Origin of the sequence: Aliivibrio sp. EL58, from assembly GCF_900312675.1 — a bacterium.
Lineage (GTDB): Bacteria > Pseudomonadota > Gammaproteobacteria > Enterobacterales > Vibrionaceae > Aliivibrio.
This window is the reverse complement of sequence record NZ_OMPC01000001.1, coordinates 17,110-38,764: the sequence shown is the minus strand read 5'-3', so window position 1 is coordinate 38,764 and position 21,655 is coordinate 17,110. Positions and strand designations below refer to the sequence as shown.

Sequence of the window (21,655 nt, the reverse complement as noted above, 5' to 3'; positions counted from 1 at the left end):
ATCATGAAGTTATTAACCGTATCGACGGCAGTGTTATTAAGTTGCTGCACATTTTCGATTTCTGCTAAAGAGGAGCCGCAAAGCTGGGTTGATACTTTTTTAGAGGAGCTTGGCTCTTCAGAAGATATTGATGTCAGTAAAGGGGTGGATTGGGCTGTACTTCCAGGTCCTTTTGCTAATCCTGAACAAGGCTTTGGTATTGGTGTTGCTGCTGTTGGCCTTTATTCCCCATTGGAGATTCCAGATAGCGCCCCCTTATCTACTATTAGTATTACGGGTTATGGATCAACCTCTGGATCTTATGGGATTGGTGTTAATAACCGAACTTATTTTGAAAATGATGATTTACGTTTATTGGTTCAAGCAAAAGCAAGCCATACCCCTGAATACTATTGGGGCATAGGTAAACACGCTGCGGAAATTGACAGTAATAAGACTCTTGTTGAAGCACAAATCTTAGGCTTTACACCAAAAGTAGCGTATCAATTTTTGCCGAATACCTATTTTCTTTTTGGTGCTGATATGGAGAGTTATCGTAAACTTTCGTCAGATACCGATACATTAAAACAAAGTGACCTAGAAGATACCTTTTTAAGTGCTGCGACGGTTAGTGTTGAATATGACAGCCGTGATTTTGAATTAAATGCACATAAAGGAATGTTATTCAGTGTTAACTGGAATGCCTATCGCACTGAATTTGGCTCAGATTTTGATTTTGATGAAGTGACGGTTAACTATCGTCAATACTACAAAATGATGTCTGATACGGTTCTTGCTTGGGAAGTCTATGCACAAGACGTTCAAGGTGATATTCCTTGGTTTGCGCTGTCAGCTTTAGGCAGTGATAAACGAATGAGAGGTTATTACTCAGGGCAGTATCGAGACAATAGCCAATTGTCTTCTCAAGTAGAGCTTCGCCACCAGTTTAATCAACGGCATGGAATGGTTGCATGGGTTGGTGGTGGCAATGTTGCTGACAGCTATCAAGAATTATTTGATAGCCAATGGCTGCCAACTTATGGCATTGGTTATCGGTTTGCTTTCAAGCCAAGAGTTAATGTACGGCTAGATTATGGTTTAGGAAAAAACAGTCAAGCTGTCTACTTTCAAATAAATGAAGCGTTCTAAAGAGGTACATATGAATAAAAAAAACCTATTCATGGTGGCGAGCAGCCTAATTTTTGGGTGCTCATTTTCTGTTTTCGCTGATGCGCCTGTAGGTGTAAGACCGTGTTGTGCATTTGGGACTAATTTACAAACAGAAGTAGGGGGGATCCCCGTTCCTTTTGTCTCTGTTGAAAATGTATTGAATATCGATGATCTCGGTGACCATATATACAATGATGGCAGTCAAAGTGTTGCCAGTAGCTTGATGGGATTTGGCGATGAAAGTAACGGTATTTTCTATTCAGAGAATGGCGGTTTTTTAGATTCTGCCCATATTCGAGATACTGCCGACTTTACTTATTATCTCTACGGAGAGTTTTATGCTCACCTAGGGACTGAATACCAAGTTACGCTGTCACCTGAGCTTAAAGAGCGTGTTGTTCAATTACATGTTAGCTCTGAAGTTTACTCAGAAGTTGAGCGTCAGAAAATCAGTATTGAATTGGCAGCCTTAACTGCTTATCGATTTGCTCAGTGGCATGAGATTGCACAATGGTTTGGAATGGAATCAGTTGGCGGCTTTAAAGAGTATGCTTCTGCTTTTTCACCAGAAGATCTGTATTCAAACATGTTAGGAGCATTACTTGCGAGTGATGTTATTGCTGCTAACCCACAACTAAATAAGAAAGACTTTTCTAAGGCGATGACTAAAGCAATAGAAGCTAAGTTTATTGAGTTAGGTGTTGGAACGAAAGAAGAGTCAAAAGCACAGATCAAGAAAATGGATGGTGTGTGGTGGGATAGCTCTAAACGCTTACCAAATAAGTGGGTCGTGATTCATAGAGAATATCACCTAGGAACTGATTTAGAGCCAAATGGCTTTAAAGATGAGGCAAAAGAGAGTGTTTCAACTGAATATGAATCTTTGGCTACATTTAAACTTATGCCAAATAAAAATGATAAAGATTTTGCTGCGCTACCTGATACGTTAAAAAACAAACCTTATTGGACACCGAGTGATTTCCAAGCAATTGCTGATTTTGCTAAAGAGCAAGACGATAAAGAGTTACTAAAACGAAAGTAGTGATTTACTAAAAATTATTGAAAATAAAAAGCCCCGAATAGGAACGTTACGTTTAACGTCTTATTCGGGGCTTTTTATATATTACAAATTATGTTTTTGCTTTACCTACTTTTGGTACCGTACCAAATTTTTCAGTGCTAAAGCCTTTAACTAAGCTTACACACATCATTAGAAGAATGAAGGTAAATGGTAAGGCAGTTGATACCGTACCTGCTTGTAACGCTTGCATTGCTTCTGTACCACCAACCCATAATAATACCGCAGCGATAGAGCCTTGAACGGTTGCCCAGAATATACGCTGAGGAACAGGAGCGTCGACTTTACCACCAGCAGTAATACTGTCGATAACCAATGATCCTGAATCTGATGACGTTACAAAGAACACCATGATAAGAACGATTGAGATAACAGATAAGGCAGTACTCATTGGTAATGCGTCATACATGTTAAATAGCGCCATAGTAATGTCATTTAAGCCATTTTCGCCAAGTTCACCAACTTTGTTTTTTACTTGTTCAATCGCAATACCACCAAACGCAGACATCCATAATGCAGTTGCTAATGTTGGAATAATCATTACAGAGATTAAGAACTGACGAACAGTACGACCTTTAGAAACACGAGCAATGAACATACCTACGAATGGTGACCAGGAAATCCACCAAGCCCAGTAGAATACTGTCCAACCGTGCATCCAAGTTTCATCTTCACGGCCGTGTGGGTTACTTAGAGGAATAATATTCTCAATATATCCCGTTACCGTTAATGGTAATGTACTCATTACATCAGAGAAACCAATGAAAATAATGAAGAACAATAAAGCAACAGCAACTAGCATGTTTACGTTACTTAGTAGTTTTACACCACCATCGATACCGCGAATAACAGAGATCATTGCAAGCATAGTAACGAAAATGATCACGCCTATTTGCATATTAACGCCACCATCGGTACCAAATACATGATTGATGCCGCCTGCTGCTTGTTGAGCACCAAGACCAAGAGAGGTAGCAAGACCAAATAGCGTAGCAAGTACCGTCATGATATCAATAATATGACCAAACCAACCCCATGTTCTATCACCTAAAATAGGATAGAAAACAGAACGCATAGATAGCGGTAAGCCCTTGTTATAGGTAAAGAAAGCTAATGATAAAGCCACTAAACCGTATATTGCCCAAGGGTGAATACCCCAGTGATACATGGTTCCGCCCAGAGCCAGCTTTTTAGCTTCTTCGGTAAATGGTTCAACATCTAGAGGTGTACCATACCAGTCAGTGAAGTAAGCAAGAGGCTCTGCGACACCATAGAACATTAAACCAATACCCATACCAGCAGCAAACAGCATTGCCATCCATGAGATTGTAGAGTGTTCAGGTTTTGCATTATCGCCACCAATTCGAATTTTACCGAAAGGCGATACGATTAACCCTAAGCAGAAAACAAGGAAAATGTTGCTAGACCACATAAATAAACCATCAAAATTATCGATGATTTGTAACTTTATGCCGTCAAGAAGGGATTTGGCTTCTGCTGGATCCATAATTAGAAGCACAGTAAGAAATAAAATTATAGCACCAGCACTAATACCAAAAACTTGGTTATGTATATCAAAACCCCATTTTTGAATATTGTCTTGTCCAACTTCATAATCAGTACTGTCAATACTGTACTTATCGGTAGTATTCATGTGTCCTCACATAATATTCGTAACAGCTCCCATTGGAGTCCGTCAAACGGCTGCAACATTCTTGTAACAGCTTTTTCGTAACGAATAGTATCAGACTTAAGATTTTAATAAAATATATTTGTATCGAGGTTGATATAAATAAAAGTGCCTTAAAACATAAGCTTAAGGCACTTTTGTTCTATACGATTAATTAATGGTCAAGGTATAGATAGTTTTGCCAAGATTTCATGCGGATTAGTACTTTTCGCATGATAGACACATGTTCAAAACTATCAGAATAAACAGATATTTCTGCATTAGAACCTGCTGGTAAATGAAATTCAGAAACATCATCAGTCAACTTTAATTTAACTAAAGCTCTACCGTTAGTTCGGATAGCATTGGTCCCTAATAAAGCGCCAGAAGCTTGAATTTGACCTTCACCAATAGCAGGAATAACTTCGACCACTTCACCTTCAAATACTCGACCTGGGATTGCTCGGAATAAAAATTCAGCTTTAAAGCCTTTTTGTAAACGTTGCAAAGAGTTTTGACGAAATGCACCGACAAAGTATTGATCTTCTGTATGAACAAAAGTCATTACAGGACGTAAAGGAAGAGGAACTGCCATCATACCTGGTCGAAGTGCCATTTGTGTTACATAGCCATCTGTAGGTGCTCTAACAATGGTTTCATCTAGATTAAACTGTGCCTGTTCTAACTCTGCACGCATACGAGCAACGGTTGTATTCTCTCCATTTATCTCAGATTCTAAAGCCAATTTCGCTTGTTGCTCTTGAGCTTGAACGGATTCTACTGTTGCTTCAGTCGCTTTATAAGTCTGCTTTCTTGTATCCAATTGTTGGGCGGTAAAGGCACCTTTTTTATAGCCTTTTTCGTAACGTTTAAATTCACGATACGCTTTATCTTTTTCTGCGATAGCTTTAATAGTATTAGCTTGCGCTGATTTATAGATAGACTCTAATTGTAAAGCGGCTTGTTCTGCTTCACTTAGTGCGGCTTGTTTACGAATGACTTCTGCTTGAAATGGGATGTCATCAATCTTAAATAATACATCACCCGCAGCAACAGGCTGGTTAGGTACAACATTAACTTCAATTACCTTACCTTTAACACTTGGAACAATAGGTGTGGTTACATAAAACTGACCACCAAATTGAGTGAAAGGGTGGTTGTAGTTCATTAATAAAACGAGTGTACCAACAAGTACAACTCCACCTAAGCCTGCGGTAGGTACTGTCCATTTGTTTAATGGGATCTTAAATATTTTGAAGATAGCAATACACAATGCGGTGTAAGTAAGAATAAGCAATAAATCCATTATATTTGCTCCTCTTGAGATGTTTGACTAGGTGATGCTTTAGCTTGATTCACTTCTAGTTGTGACAGTTTTTCAGTTAAAAGCTCAACTTGATCGTTAAGATGGTTAACGCGAGTTTGAAGCTCTAATTGATTATTTTCAATTTTATGGAAGCCCCAACCACGATCTTCACGCCATAACGTTGCCCAAATCCATAAGAATGGCCATAGCACATGAAGCGTAAATAAACTGACCCAGCCAGCAATGTGTATTGCATCTGAATGAGGATGATCTCGCTTATGTGCTATCTCATAAGGAATGTCATGAATAACAATAATTCCGTAAAAAATAACGAGAGCAACAAAAACTAGTAATCCAAGAGCAAAATAATCTAAAAACATAAACGTATCCTTGTTTATTGGAAATTTAACAAAATATATATCTATTAGTAACTTGAGTGTCGCATTGCTGTCGTTGATATGCAAGAGAGTTGTTATTTTGATATAAAAAAACCGACATAAATAAGATGTCGGTTTTTTAAATCTTATAAACTTAGAGGCTGACGCAGTTACGACCACCATCTTTAGCTCGATATAAGGCAACATCTGAAGCCTTAATGACTTCTTGAGGCTTATTGAATTCAGAATTATCTGCAACCCCGATACTGATGGTAACATTAACGACTTTTGTTTTGTTTACCTTACCGCGTTTTGCTTGTCCTTCTTTTGCGTCTTTAGGTCGTGTTGTGTTATCTCTGATAATTAAATCATAATCCGCAATGTCTTCACGTAATTCTTCTAGATATTCAAGACTCTGCTCAGCCGTTTTACCTTTGAATAAGACAGTAAATTCCTCACCACCATAACGGTATACTTTTGCGTTACCGCCGGTTTGTGCCATGATGCTTGCGACCAATTTAAGCACATCATCACCCGTATCATGACCGTAAGTATCGTTAAATTTTTTGAAATGGTCGACATCAAGCATTGCAATTGTGTAACGGCGACCAAGATGTTTCATTTCAGATTCTAGTGCTCGACGCCCCGGGATCCCCGTTAATTGATCAATAAATGCAAGTTCATGGCTGGCTGAAATGATGTATAACAAAAGAAGCAAACCGGCGATTGAAAACATAGTGCTTGAAATAAAATCAATGCTGAATAAAGCAAACGTTAATGATGAGTACAGTAAGCAGGTATAAGATGCTAAATCGGTATTGTTATTGCGTGTAAGAACAAAAATGGCAGAAAGCCCACACATAACTAAACTATAAAGAACAATAACAATTGGTAACGGAGACACTTCAGGAATATTAAGTAAGTAGGTTTCCCAAATTTCAGTCATGTCGTTATCGGCAAAGTGTGAGACGATGATCCAACACCAAAAAAACATAAATAGAAGAATACCTAGGTACCCTGCACCATATTTAGAGAATATACGGCGTTCAGGAAAGATAAATGTCGCCATCATTGAAATAGGTAGCAAGAAGGCTGTTAACGTAAATTCAATACGAGTTGTACCATAAGACAATGGAACTTGAAGACGTTCTTGGATAATCCAATAAGCAATCGCCATGGTAATTGCGATCATGCCAACACGACCCTGGTTGAAAGGCTGGCTTAAAAGCAATACAATTGACAGTACGATATAGGGTAATATGTATGAGAATCCTTGGTTTTCAGAGGATAATTGGATAATTCCATCCATACCCGTTATCACGGAAACAACGATGATAATAGGCAATAGCAGTTTAAATAATGGATGACTCAAAAGGTTAAATGACATTGGTTTATAGCTAACCCTAATTAATCTAAAAAAAGAAAGAGTTTGTCACTGAAATGATAGGACAAGACGTTATTCTATCAATAACATAACTCTATTCATATGCTTGCACTGTGACTTAATGCATTTAATAACAATAAGGCACCTATCTATATGGAATCAAACATTCACAATTACATGGAAGTTCTGGTAGAAAAACGTTTTTTTGAGTTAGATTTTCACCAGGTATACAGCCAAGACCAAATTACTGATATGACGTGTATTAGTTTAAATCAGCTTCCTACATTGTACATTCGCTATAGCTTAGATATGTTAGCGGCAACATCTCAAAAAAAATTAATGCAATATAATGAAATGGTTGCTGCTGCGGTAGAAAATGCGGAAAAAATGGTCGCGAATGATCGAAGAGTACGTAATGATGATTTTGAAGATATTGTCGTATATACACCAAAAGATCGATTTGAATTAGAGGATGAAGAGATCCCTTTTTCGGGGAAGATTAATTTAGAATAAAAAAAGCCTGTGCCGCTAATACGGTACAGGCTTTTTATTGGGATATTTACTTATGCATCCGTTTTTTCTGTGTGTTCAAGCTCTACTTGTTCAGCAAGAGGCGCTTCTGGAGCAGGGAAGGCTTGTACTGGTTTCGCAACCATATTACGAGTATCTTCTTTCACTTCAGCAAGAACAACAGTCAGGCGGTCACCAAGCTTGAAGGCTTCATGCTTATCAATAGAGATTGAACCTTGCTCGGCACTGCATTCAATACGCTCTTTGTTATCTACAATGAGTGAACCCGGAATGAAGGCTGCAGCTCCATTTTCAATTAAGCGTACACGCATACCTGCACGGTTAATATCAAAGATCTCTGCGGTAAACTCGGTACCTTGCTCAACATTTGAAGCAAGAGTACGGCAATATAGCCAATCACTTACATTTCTTTCTGCCATACGGTGGTAGCGACGACTTAGTGCAAGCTCTTCACCAACGATATCATCAGGGCGTTGTACTGGTTCTTTGCCTAAGATGTGCGCTTTTAGCATACGGTGGTTAATCATATCGCTGTATTTACGGATAGGAGACGTCCATGTTGCGTAAATATCTAAACCCATTGCGTAGTGAGGTAATGGTACGTTGCCTGTTTCACTGTACGTTTGGAATTTACGGATACGAGCATCAAGGTACGACGTAGGTTGAGTTCCAAGAAGACGACGCAGTTCGCTAAAGCCTTCTAGCGTTGCTATATGCTCTTCTGTGAATTCAGCACCATCTAATTGATTTACAATTTCAGCCACATCTTTTAATTTATCTGACTTAATACCTGCATGAGAGTTAAACACACCCATATTAAAGGTATTACGTAGCGTTTTACCAGCACAGATATTTGCCGTTACCATTGCTTCTTCAACCAGCTTGTTTGCACAGCGGCGCATATCAGCATGAATGGCTACAACGTCATTGTCTTCATCTAGTTCAAAACGATAATCAGGGCGATCTGGGAAGATCACGGCATGAGTTTGACGCCATAAGGTACGTGCTTGTGCAAATTCGTGCAGCTCCGTAACCACTTGAGCGATTGTTTCTGTTGGCTGCCACTTATCACACGAACCAGTTTCTAAGAAATCAGACACATTGTCATAAGCTAAACGTGCGTGAGATTTCATCGTTGCCGCAAAGAAATTGATAGATTCTTCATCAATCGTGCCATTCGCAGCTACTTTTACTGTACAACAAATTGCAGGGCGTTCTTCGTTTTCGATAAGTGAGCATAATTGGTCACTTAAATCACGAGGTAGCATTGGAATATTGCGACCTGGTAAATAGATAGTATAACCACGTTTACGCGCGACTTGATCCATACTGTCATCTGGAGTGATGTAGGCCGTAGGATCTGCAATTGCAATCGTTAGCTCAAAAGAACCGTCAGCTTGCTTTTTAATGTATAACGCGTCATCCATATCTTTAGTCGATTCACCATCAATAGTTACAAATGGTGTTTCTGTCATGTCGATACGTACTAGTTCAGCATCATCTTTGATTTCCCAGTTGTCGATGCCTTCAGGCTCTGAGTTTGGTAAATCGTTTTGAGCAAGCGTTACCCACCATGGTGCGATTTTGTCGTCGCTGTCGGTGATTTTATGAGTGACTTCGCATAAGAAGCTTTGATCGCCTTTTAAAGGGTGTTGCGTGAGCTCTGCTACAACCCAGTCACCTTCTTTTAAAGTTTCTGGATTTACGCCTTTACGAGCTTTCGCTTTGATAGCATTTTTTAGGCTAGGGTGATCGGGCATGACTTGAAGACGTTTTTTGAACATTTGAATGCGGCCGATAAATCGTGTAATTGATTGCTCAACTAGTTGATCTGGTTCGGCTTGCTCTTTATCGTTTTCAGTGCGGATCAATGCCACTACTTTGTCACCATGCATTACTTTCTTCATTTGTGCTGGTGGAATAAAGATACTTTTCTTTTTATCATCGGACTCTAAAAAGCCAAAACCGCGATCGGTTGCTTTTACTGTCCCTTCTTTTTTAGGGAGTTTTTCTTGTATCTGCTGCTTTAGTTGAGCGAGTAGTGGGTTATCTTGAAACATAAGCCTTCATACATATAATAGAGAAATAACGCGCTAACTTTACTATTGCCCTTAATTGATTACTAGAAAAGACGGATTAAATTTTAAAAAAAGGATGTTTAACGTACAAAAAACTGCCTAAACGAAGATAATTGAGTTAAATTTGTGAAGTTGCTCAATTTTTTCTGGTAATTCTTGACGTATTAAGGCATTATCCGCGCCCTGAGTTAATCATCTTCTATATTTTAAATGAAGTTGATAAACCGTCCTGTCCCGAGTGCTTGTGTGTGTGTATGGAACTTGCTGAGCAAATGGGACCGTTTTTATATGTTAATTATTGGGATCCCAATGTCAGAAACTATTACTGAATTCCGCCAACTGGCTTTAGACGAAACTATCTTATCTGCACTTGACGAAATGGGCTTTATCGCACCTACGCCAATTCAAGCTGAGTCTATTCCTCTTTTGTTAGCTGGCCGTGATGCACTTGGTAAAGCTCAAACAGGTACTGGTAAAACAGCTGCTTTCTCTTTGCCTCTTTTAAACAAAATTAACCTCAAGCAACATAACCCACAAGCAATCATCATGGCTCCAACGCGTGAACTTGCTATTCAGGTTGCTGCTGAAGTTAAGAACCTTGGTCGTAACATCAAGGGTCTTAAAGTTTTAGAGATCTACGGTGGTGCTTCTATCGTTGATCAAATGCGTGCTCTAAGCCGCGGTGCTCATATCATCGTTGGTACTCCTGGCCGTGTTAAAGATTTACTTAACCGTGACCGTTTAAACCTAAGCGAAGTTCATACGTTCATCCTTGATGAAGCTGATGAAATGCTAAAAATGGGTTTTGTTGATGATGTAACTTGGATTCTTGAAAAAGCACCAGATACAGCTCAACGTATCCTATTCTCAGCAACTATGCCTCCAATGGTTAAAACAATTGTTGACCGTTACCTACGTAATCCTGCTCGTGTTGATGTTGCTGGTACTAACCACACTGTTGACAAAGTTGCTCAAAACTTCTGGATCGTTAAAGGCGTAGAAAAAGACGAAGCAATGTCTCGTCTTCTTGAAACTGAAGAAACTGATGCATCTATCGTATTCGTTCGTACTCGTCAAGATACAGAGCGTCTAGCTGATTGGTTAAGCGCACGTGGCTTTAAAGCTGCTGCCCTTCACGGTGATATTCCTCAGTCTCTACGTGAACGTACAGTTGATCACATCAAAACAGGTGTTATCGATATCCTAGTTGCAACTGACGTTGTAGCACGTGGTCTTGATGTTCCACGTATTACTCACGTATTCAACTACGACATCCCATTTGATGTTGAGTCTTACATCCACCGTATCGGCCGTACTGGTCGTGCTGGACGTAAAGGTAAAGCGATTCTATTAGTTCGCACAAACCAAATCCGTATGCTACGTACGATTGAGCGTGTAACTAAATCTACTATGGAAGAGATTGAACTTCCACATCGCGATCAAGTTGCAGAAGCTCGTCTAGCGGTTCTTGGTGCTGAATTAGCAGCAGACAAAGAATTCGTTGCACTAGAAGCATTTGCTGACTTAATCACTAAGCTTCAAGAGACTCTAGAAGTTGATGCAGCAACAATTGCAGCAATGCTTCTTAAGCGTCAACAAGGTAAACGTCCTTTATTCTATAAAGGTCCAGACCCAATGATCGCAGCGATGGAACGTGCTAAACGTCGTCCAGAGCGTAGTGATCGTGGTGACCGCCCAGAGCGTGGTGACCGTCGTGACCGTCCAGAACGTGGTGAGCGTCGTCAATACAACAACGCTGATTTCGATACATACCAACTAGAAGTAGGTCGTGAGCAAGGCGTTCAAGTTAAAGACATCGTAGGTGCTCTAGCTAACGAACTTGGTTTCACTAAAGGTGCTATCGGTGCAATCAAACTTGCTCCAGGTCACACATACGTACAGTTACCTAAGAAAATGTCTCCAGACGTTGCAAGTAAGCTTAAGCAACTACGTATTCGTCAAAACGAAGTGAAGGCAGTTGTTGTTGAAGGTGTAGACCTAACAATTGAACGTCGTCCTCGTACTGGCGGTGGTGCTGGTCGTGATGAAAATCGTGGTGGTAACGGTAACGGCCGTGGTGGTTACCGTGGTAATCGTGAAGGCGGAAACCGTGAAGGTAACCGTGGTGGCGAACGTCGTTTTGACCGCAACAAAGGTGGCGATCACCGTGGCAGTCACCGTGGCGAGCGTGCTCCAGGCGCAAGCCGTGCTCCACGCACACCTCGTAACGAAGACTAATCAATAGATTATTGATAATAAAAACCGAGCTCAAGTAGCTCGGTTTTTTTATGCCTGTAAATTAAGTGTAAGTAATATCAATCCCAGTAATACATAGGTTATCCTATTAGTTACATTGGTCTGGTATTTAAAAGTACAAAATAGTTGTTCTCGTTTTTCTAAAACAATGGTATTTTCTCGAAATCAGCAGAGCTGCTGAAAAAGTACTTATTTTTGTTAATGGAAAACAAAATGGATAATCAAATTCGATTACGTGCTCTTGAGCAAACTGATCTTCGCTTCATTCATCAATTAAACAATAACCGCTCTATTATGTCTTACTGGTTTGAAGAGCCGTATGAGTCGTACTATGAGCTGGAAGATTTGTTTCGCAAGCATATACATGACAGTAATGAGCGCCGTTTTATTGCTGAAAACGAAGAGCAGCAATCTATAGGATTAGTTGAACTAGTAGAGATCAACTCAATTCACCGTAATGCTGAATTTCAGATCATCATAGCGCCAGACTTTCAGGGCTGTGGTTATGCAAGAAGTTTAATTAATAAAGCACTAAACTATGCATTTACTATTTTAAACCTTCATAAAGTGTATCTTCATGTGGCGGTTAATAATGATAAAGCAATTCACTTGTATGAAACTTGTGGTTTTGTAGAAGAGGGGCATTTAGTTAAAGAAATTTTTGTAAATGGTCAGTATTGTGATGTTAAGCGTATGTATATTCTGCAAGATCATTATTTAGAAAGCAGAAAATAATAACGATTTTAAATTTTAGATACATAAAGGGGCTTCTATTTTAGAAGCCCCTTTTTTACCAACTGTGTTGTTATATTTATATTTTAAAGTTACGCAACAATAGCATCTGTTTCTTCAGTTTTTACCACTTCCATACGCTCACCGTAGATTGAACGTAATTGGCTAACAACATCTCCACGAGTAACTATACCAACAAATTTATTGTCTTCGATAACTGGTAAGATACGTGGTTTAGCAATTCGCATATCACGAGCACGATCATTGACAGATAATGTACTGTAGCTAGTTGCATAGCCCATATCGGTTGTTGGGTATAGTGTTGGCTTATCAATAGCGTAGAACTCAGCTAATTGAAGTAGGGTATCTTTAGGTGAAATACTCGTAATGTCAGTTTTCATTAAATCAGCTACGGTACGCTCTTTCTCTGGTAGGTAATCTTCACACCATAATTCAACTAAAACGTCATGCTCAGAGAAGAAACCAACCACTTCATTATGACTATTGATAACAATGGCACCAGAAAGATGGCGATCTAATAGGTTGTCTAATGCAATTTCAACAGGCATTTCAGGGCGAAGTACGTAAGTGTTAATATCCATGAATTGATTTACTGTTTTGTTTGCGTTCATATCAGTGATTTCCTTAATGTCTGAATCGGTAAAAAGAGGTGTAATTTGTGAATCAGGTACAGCGTTAAGTTGTGGACGACTGAAGATTGCCCAGTAACCTAGACCAACCAGTCCTGCTCCGCCGACAATGTTCCCTAATGTCACAGGAATAAGGTTGGCAGTAATAAAGTTCATAATATTTAAATCAGCGTATTGTTCAGGTGATGCACCAACAGACAGCCAAAACTCAGGTGGGGCTAGTTGTTGAATAGCAATACCTAGTGGAACCATAAACATATTGGCAACACAGTGCTCAAAGCCACTGCTAACAAACATAGCAACAGGAAGAATTACCATAATTGCTTTGGTTAGCATGTTGGTAGAGCAGAAGGTTAGCCAAACAGCTAAACAGACCAACAAGTTACATAAAATACCTAAAGCAAAGGCTTCTAATGGTTGGTGATGCAGTTTATGTTGGGCAATATTTAGGGCATTTAATCCCCATTGACCGCCATCGTTTTGGTACATTCCCGCAGAAACAACCAGTGCAAGTAATAGAGTGGCACCGATAAAGTTACCGATATAAACCTTTCCCCATATACCAAGCATTTTTCCAAAACTGATTTGCTTATTTGCAACGGCAATAGCTGAAAGTACAGAGCTTGTAAATAACTCACCACCTCCAATGACTACCAGAATTAGACCTAAACTAAACGCTAAACCGCCAGCAAAACGGCTAATTCCCCAGCCTGTTTGTGTATTACCTGTTGTTACAGTGATATAGAAAATGAAAGCAATACCGATGAAAACACCAGCCATAATAGCCAAGCCAATTACCATGCTTGTTGGCTTCTTTGATTTAGCAAGGGCGTAATAAGCCGCTTGGTCCATCATTTCACTGGGATTAAATTGCCCAGAAGTATTTGGACTGAGGTTAGCGCTCATTTGTCCTCCTTAAGTTATTGGTTAGTGGTAATACCAATCGTAGTAAATAACTGCTCATCCTAGCTGGTTAAAATGTTTGATAACTGCGTTGAAATTTTTGATTGTAGAATAACTACTTATCGAAACATTTCGTCTTGTTCTCAAGCATTTTTCCTGCGCTATTTCTGAACACTTACTTACTTTGATTGGTATAAGCTCAAGCTGTGTGTTCATTCCTGTTCTGCTTGAACCCATTTAGATTATGTTGAAATTAAAGGTAGGTAAAATTGATTATTTTTAAGTTCTATATCAGTTTTCTTGATGGCGTTGAGATGGTATGATTACTTTAAAATAAATTCTTATAAAAGAGATAGTTATGCGTTATTCATTAAAGCAGTTGGCCGTTTTTGATGCAGTAGCAACAACAGGGAGTGTTAGCCAAGCTGCTGAAATGTTGTCATTAACTCAATCAGCAACCAGTATGTCCTTGTCTCAATTAGAAAAAATGTTAGGGCGTTCTCTGTTTGAACGAAATGGTAAGCGAATGGCGCTAACCCACTGGGGAGTATGGCTTCGACCTAAAGCTAAAAAGCTTATCCATGATGCACAACAGATAGAGTTAGGCTTTTATGATCAGCACCTAATCAGTGGTGAACTGTCTCTGGGGGCGAGCCAAACGGCAGCGGAACATTTGGTTCCAAACCTTATCAGTAATATTGATAATGATTTCCCAGAAATTCGAATCTCTTTAGGGGTAAAAAATACCTCAGGGATCATCAATGGCGTGTTAGATTACAAATATGAATTGGGTATTATTGAAGGTCGCTGTGATGACAGTCGAATTCATCAAGAAGTTTTTTGTACCGATCATTTAATTATCGTTGCCGCAGCTCACCATCCTTTTGCTAAGCATGAAAAGGTCAGTTTGGCTCAATTAGAGCAAGCTAAATGGGTATTACGTGAGCATGGGGCGGGTACGAGAACCATTTTTGATAGTGCTATTCATGACAAAATCCCCGATTTAGATGTGTGGCGGGAGTATGAATACGTGCCTGTACTGCGAACATTAGTCGCGAATGGGCAATATTTAAGCTGTTTACCGTATTTAGATGTCGTGAAGTATATTGAACGAGGTGAGTTAGTTGCCTTGAATGTACCAGAGCTAAATATGGAACGTACACTCTCGTTTATCTGGCGTTCTAGTATGGATCAAAACCCAATTAGTAGTTGTATACGTCGTGAAGGGATCCGAATGATTAAAGACCATCATATAATTCGTTAGGGTCTCTGATAAAATCGACTTCTTACTTTGTTTGTTATTTGCTATTCTCATATATAGATAACTATAATTTATACATATATTTAGGGAAAAAGAGATGCCAGCCTTATCAGTTTTATTGATGGACAGCTTCAATTACTTCAAAAAGCATTTAGTTGCTTTCTGTATTCTGGTTTTACCGTTTGCACTGATTACGAATGGGATAGCACTGAGCTTTAATGAAGAAGACGGTTCAGGTAAATTCTTACTTTATATGCTGTTTATTCTGACGATCTATCCTTTCTATAAAGGGGCGATTCTTTACTATATCGCTTATTCTTTTGATGGCCGTCGTGTTCCATTCAGTCAGTTGTATCAGATCCCGGCCAAAACGTGGTTTTCGTTTGTATTAATGAATATCATTTTAGGCCTCGCCGTATTAACTGGTTTTATTGCTTTAATTTTGCCTGGTTTATATTTGATGGCTCGTTTTTCATTCACTGAAATTTATTGTGTTCTTTATAGAGAGAATACAATGGATGCCATAAAGTTAGGTTGGAATGATACGAAAGATAATTATTGGATCCTGTTTAAAGGCCTTGTGATCATCTTTGGCTTTACGACAGGTTTAATGTGGGCGTTAGAGTACGGTTTAGGTTTGTTAGGCCTACAATCCCCAGTGTTGTCATTCGTTTTCTCGATTACTGAAGTTGTGCTCTCTATGATGAATACTATTTTTATCTTTAGAGTTTTTACGGTAAATACTAAGAAATTAGAAGAGATTCAAAAAATTAACTAGCGTATTGATTTAATACTAAATATCAATCTAACCAGTTGAATTTAAATACTAAGCAGTCTCATTTATAATGAGGCTGCTTTTTTTGATATTTTTACAAATGAGACGCCTGTTGCAGAATTGTTATTGTTTATTTTATTAGTAGATAGAAAGTATTAGATTATCTCTTTACTGTAATGCTTTATTGCTGTGTATAGGGAAGTATCTATGAAGTTTCGACATAAAATAATTGCGGCGTTTTCACTTATTATGGTGTGTACGTTATCAATTTTAAGTCTTGTTCAATATTTAAAAATGAAGCAAGAAGTAGAACATCAGGTTGAATCAAGTATTACTGAAGTTGTTGATGGTGTTCGTAATACCGTGAGCGCAGAATTAGCAGGGAAAACTAATTTAGCTGAGTATGCGACAGCTATGATCGAAGCGAATCCAACGACTGCTTCTATCAAGGAAATATTAAAGCAACCACAAATTAAAGAAGCGTTTATTTTAGCAGGTATTGGCTTTGAAGATGGGCGCGATTTTATTAGTAACGATCCTTCTTGGAACCCTGCGAACTATGATCCTAGAACTCGTAGCTGGTATAAAGCCGCTAAACAACAGCGACAAACGATTATTACAGCCCCTTATGAAGATGCGGCAACAGGACAAATCCTAGTTTCTATTGGTACTGAAGTAAAAGAAAATGGCCGTTTTAATGGTGCGATTTTCTTTGATTTAAGTTTAGACAGCTTGGCGACTTTAGTTAATCAAGTTGATTTATTTGATGCAGGCTACTTGTTTATTGTTGATCAAGATGGAACGGTAATCGCACACCCTAACAGCCAATTTAACGGTAAATCATTCAGTGAATTTTTACCTAATGTTCAACTAAGCGCTGGCGTACAATCGATAGAATTAGAAGGTAAGCCTTATAATATCGACTTTACTGCCATTGAAGGGCAAGCGTGGTCTGTTGGTGTGGTTATTGATCAAGAGAAAATTTTTAATAACATAAATCAATTGCGGACAACTTCTATTATCTATTCTCTGATTGCCGTTATTATTGCCATTACTATTATGCTCATGTTTATTTCACGTTTGATCCGACCTGTTAAAGTGTTAAATGAAGCGATTAACAATGTCGCTTCAGGCGAAGCCGATTTAACACAACGTTTAGATACTAAAATTGATCCAGAGTTTGCGCCGTTAGCTCGTGGTTTTAATCAATTTATTGAAAACTTACAGAATCAAGTCACTGAAACAAAAGAATTAAGCAACCAATTACTAAGTGGTACACAGCAGATTTCATCAGGTGCACAGGGCTCAGTTAATGCAATGAATACGCAAATGATGGAGTTGGAGCAACTGGCTACCGCAATGAATGAAATGGCTGCAACATCAGTAGATGTAGCAAATAATGTTCAACAAGCGGCTGAATTTGCGAAACAAGCGGATAATGCAACAGAGAACGGTATGACAGTCGTAATTCAATCAACAAATGAAGTGACTGAATTGTCTAACAATATAAATCAAGCTGTAGCAGAAGTTGAGTCATTAGAAAAAGCAACAGATGGAATTGGAACTATTTTACGTGTTATCAATGATATCGCAGAACAAACCAACTTATTAGCCTTGAACGCAGCAATTGAGTCAGCGCGTGCAGGTGAAGCGGGGCGTGGTTTTGCAGTTGTTGCAGATGAAGTAAGAACGTTAGCGCAGCGCACTCAGCAATCCACAACAGAAATTGCGACCATGATTGACCAACTTCAGTCTGGGGCATCGAAAGTATCGGCCTCAATGTCGTGTAGTCAACAACGAGCAGAATTAACCGTAGATAAAGCCCAACAAACAGCGGATGCATTAGCTCAAATCAGGGAAACAATTCAACAAATTAATGATATGAATATTCATATTGCCTCAGCAGCAGAAGAGCAAAGCCATGTAGCTGAAGAGATTAATGGTAAAACAGTGAATATTAAAGATTTGTCGATACAAGTTCATGAAGCGGCGCAAGGTGCGGGTGTAGCGATAAGAGAGCAAGTGTCATTAGTTGAAAGCCAAGAAAAAATCATGAATAGATTTACAGTGTAAAAGAAATGCTTATCTAACTTAGTATAAGTATCAATTAAATTGATAATAAAGCTCAGGGGTAACTCTGAGCTTTCTATTTATCTTTACTATTTTTAATACGATAACGGCTTTAATGACCAATAGCTTTGTCTCTTTCCCAATAAGAAAAAAGACGAGATAAAGCAAAGCAAAGGATAAAGTAGCAAAACGCGACCACTATCCATACCTCAAAAATCATACCGCTTGAATTAGCGATTTCAGTTCCAACAAACGTTAACTCTTGAATAGAAATCAATGAAATAATGGATGAATCTTTAACTAAAGAGATACATTGACCAGCAAGAGAAGGAATAATCACTTTAAATACTTGCGGAGCAATAATATAACGATAACGATGCCAAGTGGATAAGCCTAAACTTTTTGCCGCCTCATGTTGACCTTTAGGTATCGCATCCAAGCCAGAACGAACGACTTCTCCAATATAGGCAGCAGAGATCATACCGATACAAAGGACACCCGCAACTAAGTTTTCCCATAAATTGGCAGAGCCAAATAAGAATGATTGAAGCGCATTAATACTGCCATTGTGTTCTCTGAGTAGAGACTCCAAGCCAAATAGTGGCACTAATTGGTTTGCAATAAAGAAATAGAAAATGAAAATAAATACTAACGGTGGAATGTTGCGAATAAGCTGAATATAGCTATTAGACAATGCTCGAAAAATAGCAATACTTGAACGACGACCTAAGCCAAGAAGAATTCCGAACAAAACTGCAAAGAGCATTCCCCAAAACGTTAATCGTAATGTTGAAAATACCCCATCAAAGAAATAGGGCAGTGAACCGTCTGCTTTAGAGGTAAATAGCAGCTCTAACGCACGAGACCATTGCCAGTGATACACAAGGCTGCCACTTTCCTTCGTGTATAACCAAAATATAAGGCTTGCGACAATGGTCAGTAATATCCAATCTAATCGATTAAGTTTTAAAGAAACTCTTTGCTGCATGGTAATTAGTTCGCTGTTTGTGTTTGCCAATCTAGGCTAGTAAACCAGTAATCGTAACGCTCTTTTAGCCAACCATCAGCTGTTCGAGCTTGGATCCAGGCATCAAAGTAAGCTTTTTTATCTTCTTCACCAAGGCGAACCGCAAAGGCTTCATTACCTTGTGATAAGCGCTCTTTAAAAGGCAAATATAAGACATCAGCATGCTTAATACTATCAAATTCAGGTTTTGGTGTTGATGCGGCTACTGCATGAGCATTGCCATTTAATACTTCTTGGAACGCTTGAGCATCATCATCAAACTGAAGCACTTTGGCTTTAGGGAAATGTTCTTTAATCGCCGCAACCGTGATTGAACCACGACGAGCGGCAAATTTTACACGACGAGAATTAAACTGCTCTCGAGTAAAGCCTTCTGTTAGCTGTTTGTTGGCTGCAACTTGAACGCCAGAATGCGAATAAGGAACGGTAAATAATACGCTTTTTGAGCGATCGTCAGTCACCGTTAAGCCACCAATGATGACATCAAACTTACCAGAGATAAGTGAAGGGATAATGCCATCCCAAGCGGTAGGAATGAATTCAATTTTTAATCCTGAATCTTTCGCTAAACGTTTTGCTACATCAACTTCAAAGCCAATCAGCTCACCTTGTTTATCTCGCATAGCCCAAGGAACAAAAGTACTTAAACCTACTTTTAGTGTTCCTCTCTCTTTTATTTTATCGAGATTAGGTGTGCTGTCTGATGAGGTAGCAGAAAATACTGAGCCACTAAAAAGTAAACTCAAGCTGAGTAATGATGCGAGTAGTTGCTTCATGCGAGGGGTTCTCCATTAATATGCATTATGCATGCGATGCTCTAACCAAGCGGATAGCCCGGAAAGACTTAAAGTGATGACCAGATAAATAGCTGCGACAGTGAACCAAATTTCAAAAGGCATTGCCGTATCAGAGACGATATTTCGTCCTTCAGTAGTTAAATCAAAAATAGCCATCACACTGACTATAGAAGAATTTTTGACTAAAGAAACTAATTCATTGGTTAATGAGGGTAAGGTTTTTCTTACCACTTGGGGTAATACTATATAGCGATAGCTGTTGAACGAAGACAATCCTAATGTTTTACAAGCTTCGAATTGTCCTTTTGGTAAATTGATTAGGCCTGATCGTAAAATTTCAGCGGTATAAGCGCCTTGGAATAGGGCTAAAGCAAGAACGGCTGTTGTGAATCTGTCCAAACCTAAAAATGGACCAAAGACAAAATAAAGCAGGTAAATTTGCACTAATAAAGGCGTATTACGGATAAGCTCAATGTATAAGGTGGCAATACTACGACCGATTATGGAGTCTGAAAGGCGCAATAATGCAATGATCAGTGCAATGGCTAGAGTGGCAATGGCGCTAATGGCTGAAATTTGTAAGGTGACGACGAGTCCTTCCATCAATTCAGCAGGGAACCATTCGCCATCTTCATAGAAGAAAATGAACTCAGGCACACGATCCCACTGCCATTGATAATTCATGGCTTGTGCACCGCTGTTTAAAATCCAATAGAGCGCAACCGCCAATAGTGATATTTGCAATAGAGCAGATAACACAGGGGCTAAAATTGTTTTTAAACGATTCATATTAGTAACTTAAGATTTGGTTTAAAAATTGTTGAGTACGTTGGTGTTGTGGGTTATCAAAGAACTGCTCAGGTTTCGCAATTTCAAGGATTTCTCCTTCATCCATAAATACCACACGATCGGCGACTTTTTTAGCAAACCCCATTTCATGCGTCACGCACACCATAGTCATGCCATCTTTAGCGAGAACAGACATTACATCTAGCACTTCACTGATCATTTCAGGATCAAGTGCGGATGTAGGCTCATCAAATAGAAGGACTTGAGGTTCCATACAAAGAGAGCGAGCAATGGCAACTCGTTGTTGCTGTCCGCCAGACAGTTGAGAAGGGTACTTATCGGCTTGTTCTGCGATATTCACTCGTTCTAAATACGTTAAAGCTCGTTCAATAGCCGCCTTTTTTGATAATTTTAATGTTTTAATTGGTGCCAGAGTTAGGTTTTCTAATACGGTTAAGTGCGGGAATAAATTAAAGTGTTGAAACACCATACCGACTTTGCCATTCATTAATTGCTTTGATGAGAGTGGTTGTTCAAAGAGAGAAAGAGTCCCACCTTGAATAGACTCTAAGGCATTGATGCAGCGAATAAGAGTGGATTTCCCTGAGCCAGAAGGCCCACAGATAACGACTTTTTCCCCTTCATTGATCGAAAGGTTAATGTTTTTTAATGCATGAAATTGTCCGTAGTATTTATCCACGGATTTAAAATCAATGATATTGGCTTTATTTGTATTTTTATTAGTCACAATTCATCCTAGCATTCGAGAACTAAACTTACTGTAACATATTCATAAAGCTAAAGAAGTGATTCTTAATGGAGC

Annotated in this window: 18 protein-coding genes; 8 read left to right on the top strand and 10 right to left on the bottom strand. The window is 39.0% G+C overall.

The features are described from left to right. Positions 1–3: 3 nt before the first annotated feature. On the top strand, positions 4–1,128 hold the full coding sequence (locus tag ED622_RS00175; RefSeq protein ID WP_122031976.1) for a BamA/TamA family outer membrane protein: 1,125 nt from the start codon (positions 4–6) through the stop codon (positions 1,126–1,128). A 10-nt stretch (positions 1,129–1,138) separates the two neighbouring features. Then, on the top strand, positions 1,139–2,191 hold the full coding sequence (locus tag ED622_RS00170; RefSeq protein ID WP_122032806.1) for a DUF4056 domain-containing protein: 1,053 nt from the start codon (positions 1,139–1,141) through the stop codon (positions 2,189–2,191). Between the two features lie 88 nt (positions 2,192–2,279). Here ED622_RS00170 and ED622_RS00165 read toward each other — a convergent pair whose 3' ends face one another. The 4 genes from ED622_RS00165 to ED622_RS00150 form a co-directional block, all read right to left on the bottom strand. Beyond that, the gene (locus ED622_RS00165; protein WP_122031975.1) at positions 2,280–3,881 is read right to left on the bottom strand and encodes a BCCT family transporter; all 1,602 of its coding nucleotides are present in this window, start codon (positions 3,879–3,881) and stop codon (positions 2,280–2,282) included. 190 nt (positions 3,882–4,071) lie between these two features. Then, positions 4,072–5,202 carry an HlyD family secretion protein gene (locus ED622_RS00160; RefSeq protein WP_122031974.1) on the bottom strand — a complete coding sequence of 377 codons (1,131 nt, stop codon included), beginning with the start codon at positions 5,200–5,202 and terminating at the stop codon, positions 4,072–4,074. Next, positions 5,202–5,582 carry a DUF3302 domain-containing protein gene (locus ED622_RS00155; protein WP_122031973.1) on the bottom strand — a complete coding sequence of 127 codons (381 nt, stop codon included), beginning with the start codon at positions 5,580–5,582 and terminating at the stop codon, positions 5,202–5,204. The genes ED622_RS00160 and ED622_RS00155 overlap by 1 nt, the downstream gene beginning before the upstream one ends. Before the next feature lie 151 nt (positions 5,583–5,733). After that, positions 5,734–6,966: a GGDEF domain-containing protein gene (locus tag ED622_RS00150; RefSeq protein WP_162922405.1), complete on the bottom strand. Its 1,233-nt coding sequence runs from the start codon at positions 6,964–6,966 to the stop codon at positions 5,734–5,736. A 150-nt stretch (positions 6,967–7,116) separates the two neighbouring features. On the opposite strand from ED622_RS00150, the gene ED622_RS00145 reads away from it, so the two are divergent. Then, entirely contained in the window at positions 7,117–7,476 is a 360-nt protein-coding gene (locus tag ED622_RS00145; protein WP_122031971.1) for a late competence development ComFB family protein, read from the top strand. A 50-nt stretch (positions 7,477–7,526) separates the two neighbouring features. Here the strand turns inward: ED622_RS00145 and ED622_RS00140 are convergent, their stop codons facing one another. Then, a complete protein-coding gene (locus tag ED622_RS00140) occupies positions 7,527–9,554 on the bottom strand; it encodes an exoribonuclease II (RefSeq protein WP_122031970.1) in 2,028 nt (675 codons plus the stop codon). Positions 9,555–9,881: 327 nt separating this feature from the next. Between ED622_RS00140 and ED622_RS00135 the strand changes: the two genes are divergently transcribed. Both ED622_RS00135 and speG read left to right on the top strand, forming a co-directional pair. After that, a complete protein-coding gene (locus tag ED622_RS00135; protein ID WP_122032805.1) occupies positions 9,882–11,810 on the top strand; it encodes a DEAD/DEAH box helicase in 1,929 nt (642 codons plus the stop codon). A gap of 231 nt (positions 11,811–12,041) precedes the next feature. Beyond that, on the top strand, positions 12,042–12,563 hold the full coding sequence (gene speG, locus ED622_RS00130) for a spermidine N1-acetyltransferase (RefSeq protein WP_162922404.1): 522 nt from the start codon (positions 12,042–12,044) through the stop codon (positions 12,561–12,563). A gap of 89 nt (positions 12,564–12,652) precedes the next feature. Here speG and focA read toward each other — a convergent pair whose 3' ends face one another. Beyond that, entirely contained in the window at positions 12,653–14,116 is a 1,464-nt protein-coding gene (gene focA, locus ED622_RS00125) for a formate transporter FocA (protein WP_122031968.1), read from the bottom strand. Positions 14,117–14,471: 355 nt separating this feature from the next. On the opposite strand from focA, the gene ED622_RS00120 reads away from it, so the two are divergent. From ED622_RS00120 to ED622_RS00110, 3 genes are all read left to right on the top strand, one after another. Further along, positions 14,472–15,377, top strand: a complete 906-nt coding sequence (locus ED622_RS00120) for a LysR substrate-binding domain-containing protein (protein WP_122031967.1) — start codon at positions 14,472–14,474, stop codon at positions 15,375–15,377. Between the two features lie 94 nt (positions 15,378–15,471). Further along, complete coding sequence (locus ED622_RS00115) at positions 15,472–16,152, top strand: hypothetical protein (protein ID WP_122031966.1); 681 nt, start codon at positions 15,472–15,474, stop codon at positions 16,150–16,152. 204 nt (positions 16,153–16,356) lie between these two features. Beyond that, complete coding sequence (locus tag ED622_RS00110; protein WP_122031965.1) at positions 16,357–18,222, top strand: methyl-accepting chemotaxis protein; 1,866 nt, start codon at positions 16,357–16,359, stop codon at positions 18,220–18,222. Positions 18,223–18,331: 109 nt separating this feature from the next. On the opposite strand, the gene ED622_RS00105 is transcribed toward ED622_RS00110, so the two are convergent. The 4 genes from ED622_RS00105 to ED622_RS00090 are packed head-to-tail and all read right to left on the bottom strand — an operon-like array spanning position 18,332 to position 21,580. Continuing rightward, complete coding sequence (locus ED622_RS00105) at positions 18,332–19,207, bottom strand: amino acid ABC transporter permease (protein ID WP_122032804.1); 876 nt, start codon at positions 19,205–19,207, stop codon at positions 18,332–18,334. Positions 19,208–19,212: 5 nt separating this feature from the next. Continuing rightward, positions 19,213–20,022: a transporter substrate-binding domain-containing protein gene (locus ED622_RS00100; protein ID WP_122031964.1), complete on the bottom strand. Its 810-nt coding sequence runs from the start codon at positions 20,020–20,022 to the stop codon at positions 19,213–19,215. Positions 20,023–20,037: 15 nt separating this feature from the next. Further along, entirely contained in the window at positions 20,038–20,832 is a 795-nt protein-coding gene (locus ED622_RS00095; protein ID WP_122031963.1) for an amino acid ABC transporter permease, read from the bottom strand. A 1-nt stretch (position 20,833) separates the two neighbouring features. Further along, positions 20,834–21,580, bottom strand: coding sequence for an amino acid ABC transporter ATP-binding protein (locus ED622_RS00090; protein ID WP_122031962.1), 747 nt, complete (start codon positions 21,578–21,580; stop codon positions 20,834–20,836). Positions 21,581–21,655 lie beyond the last annotated feature (75 nt).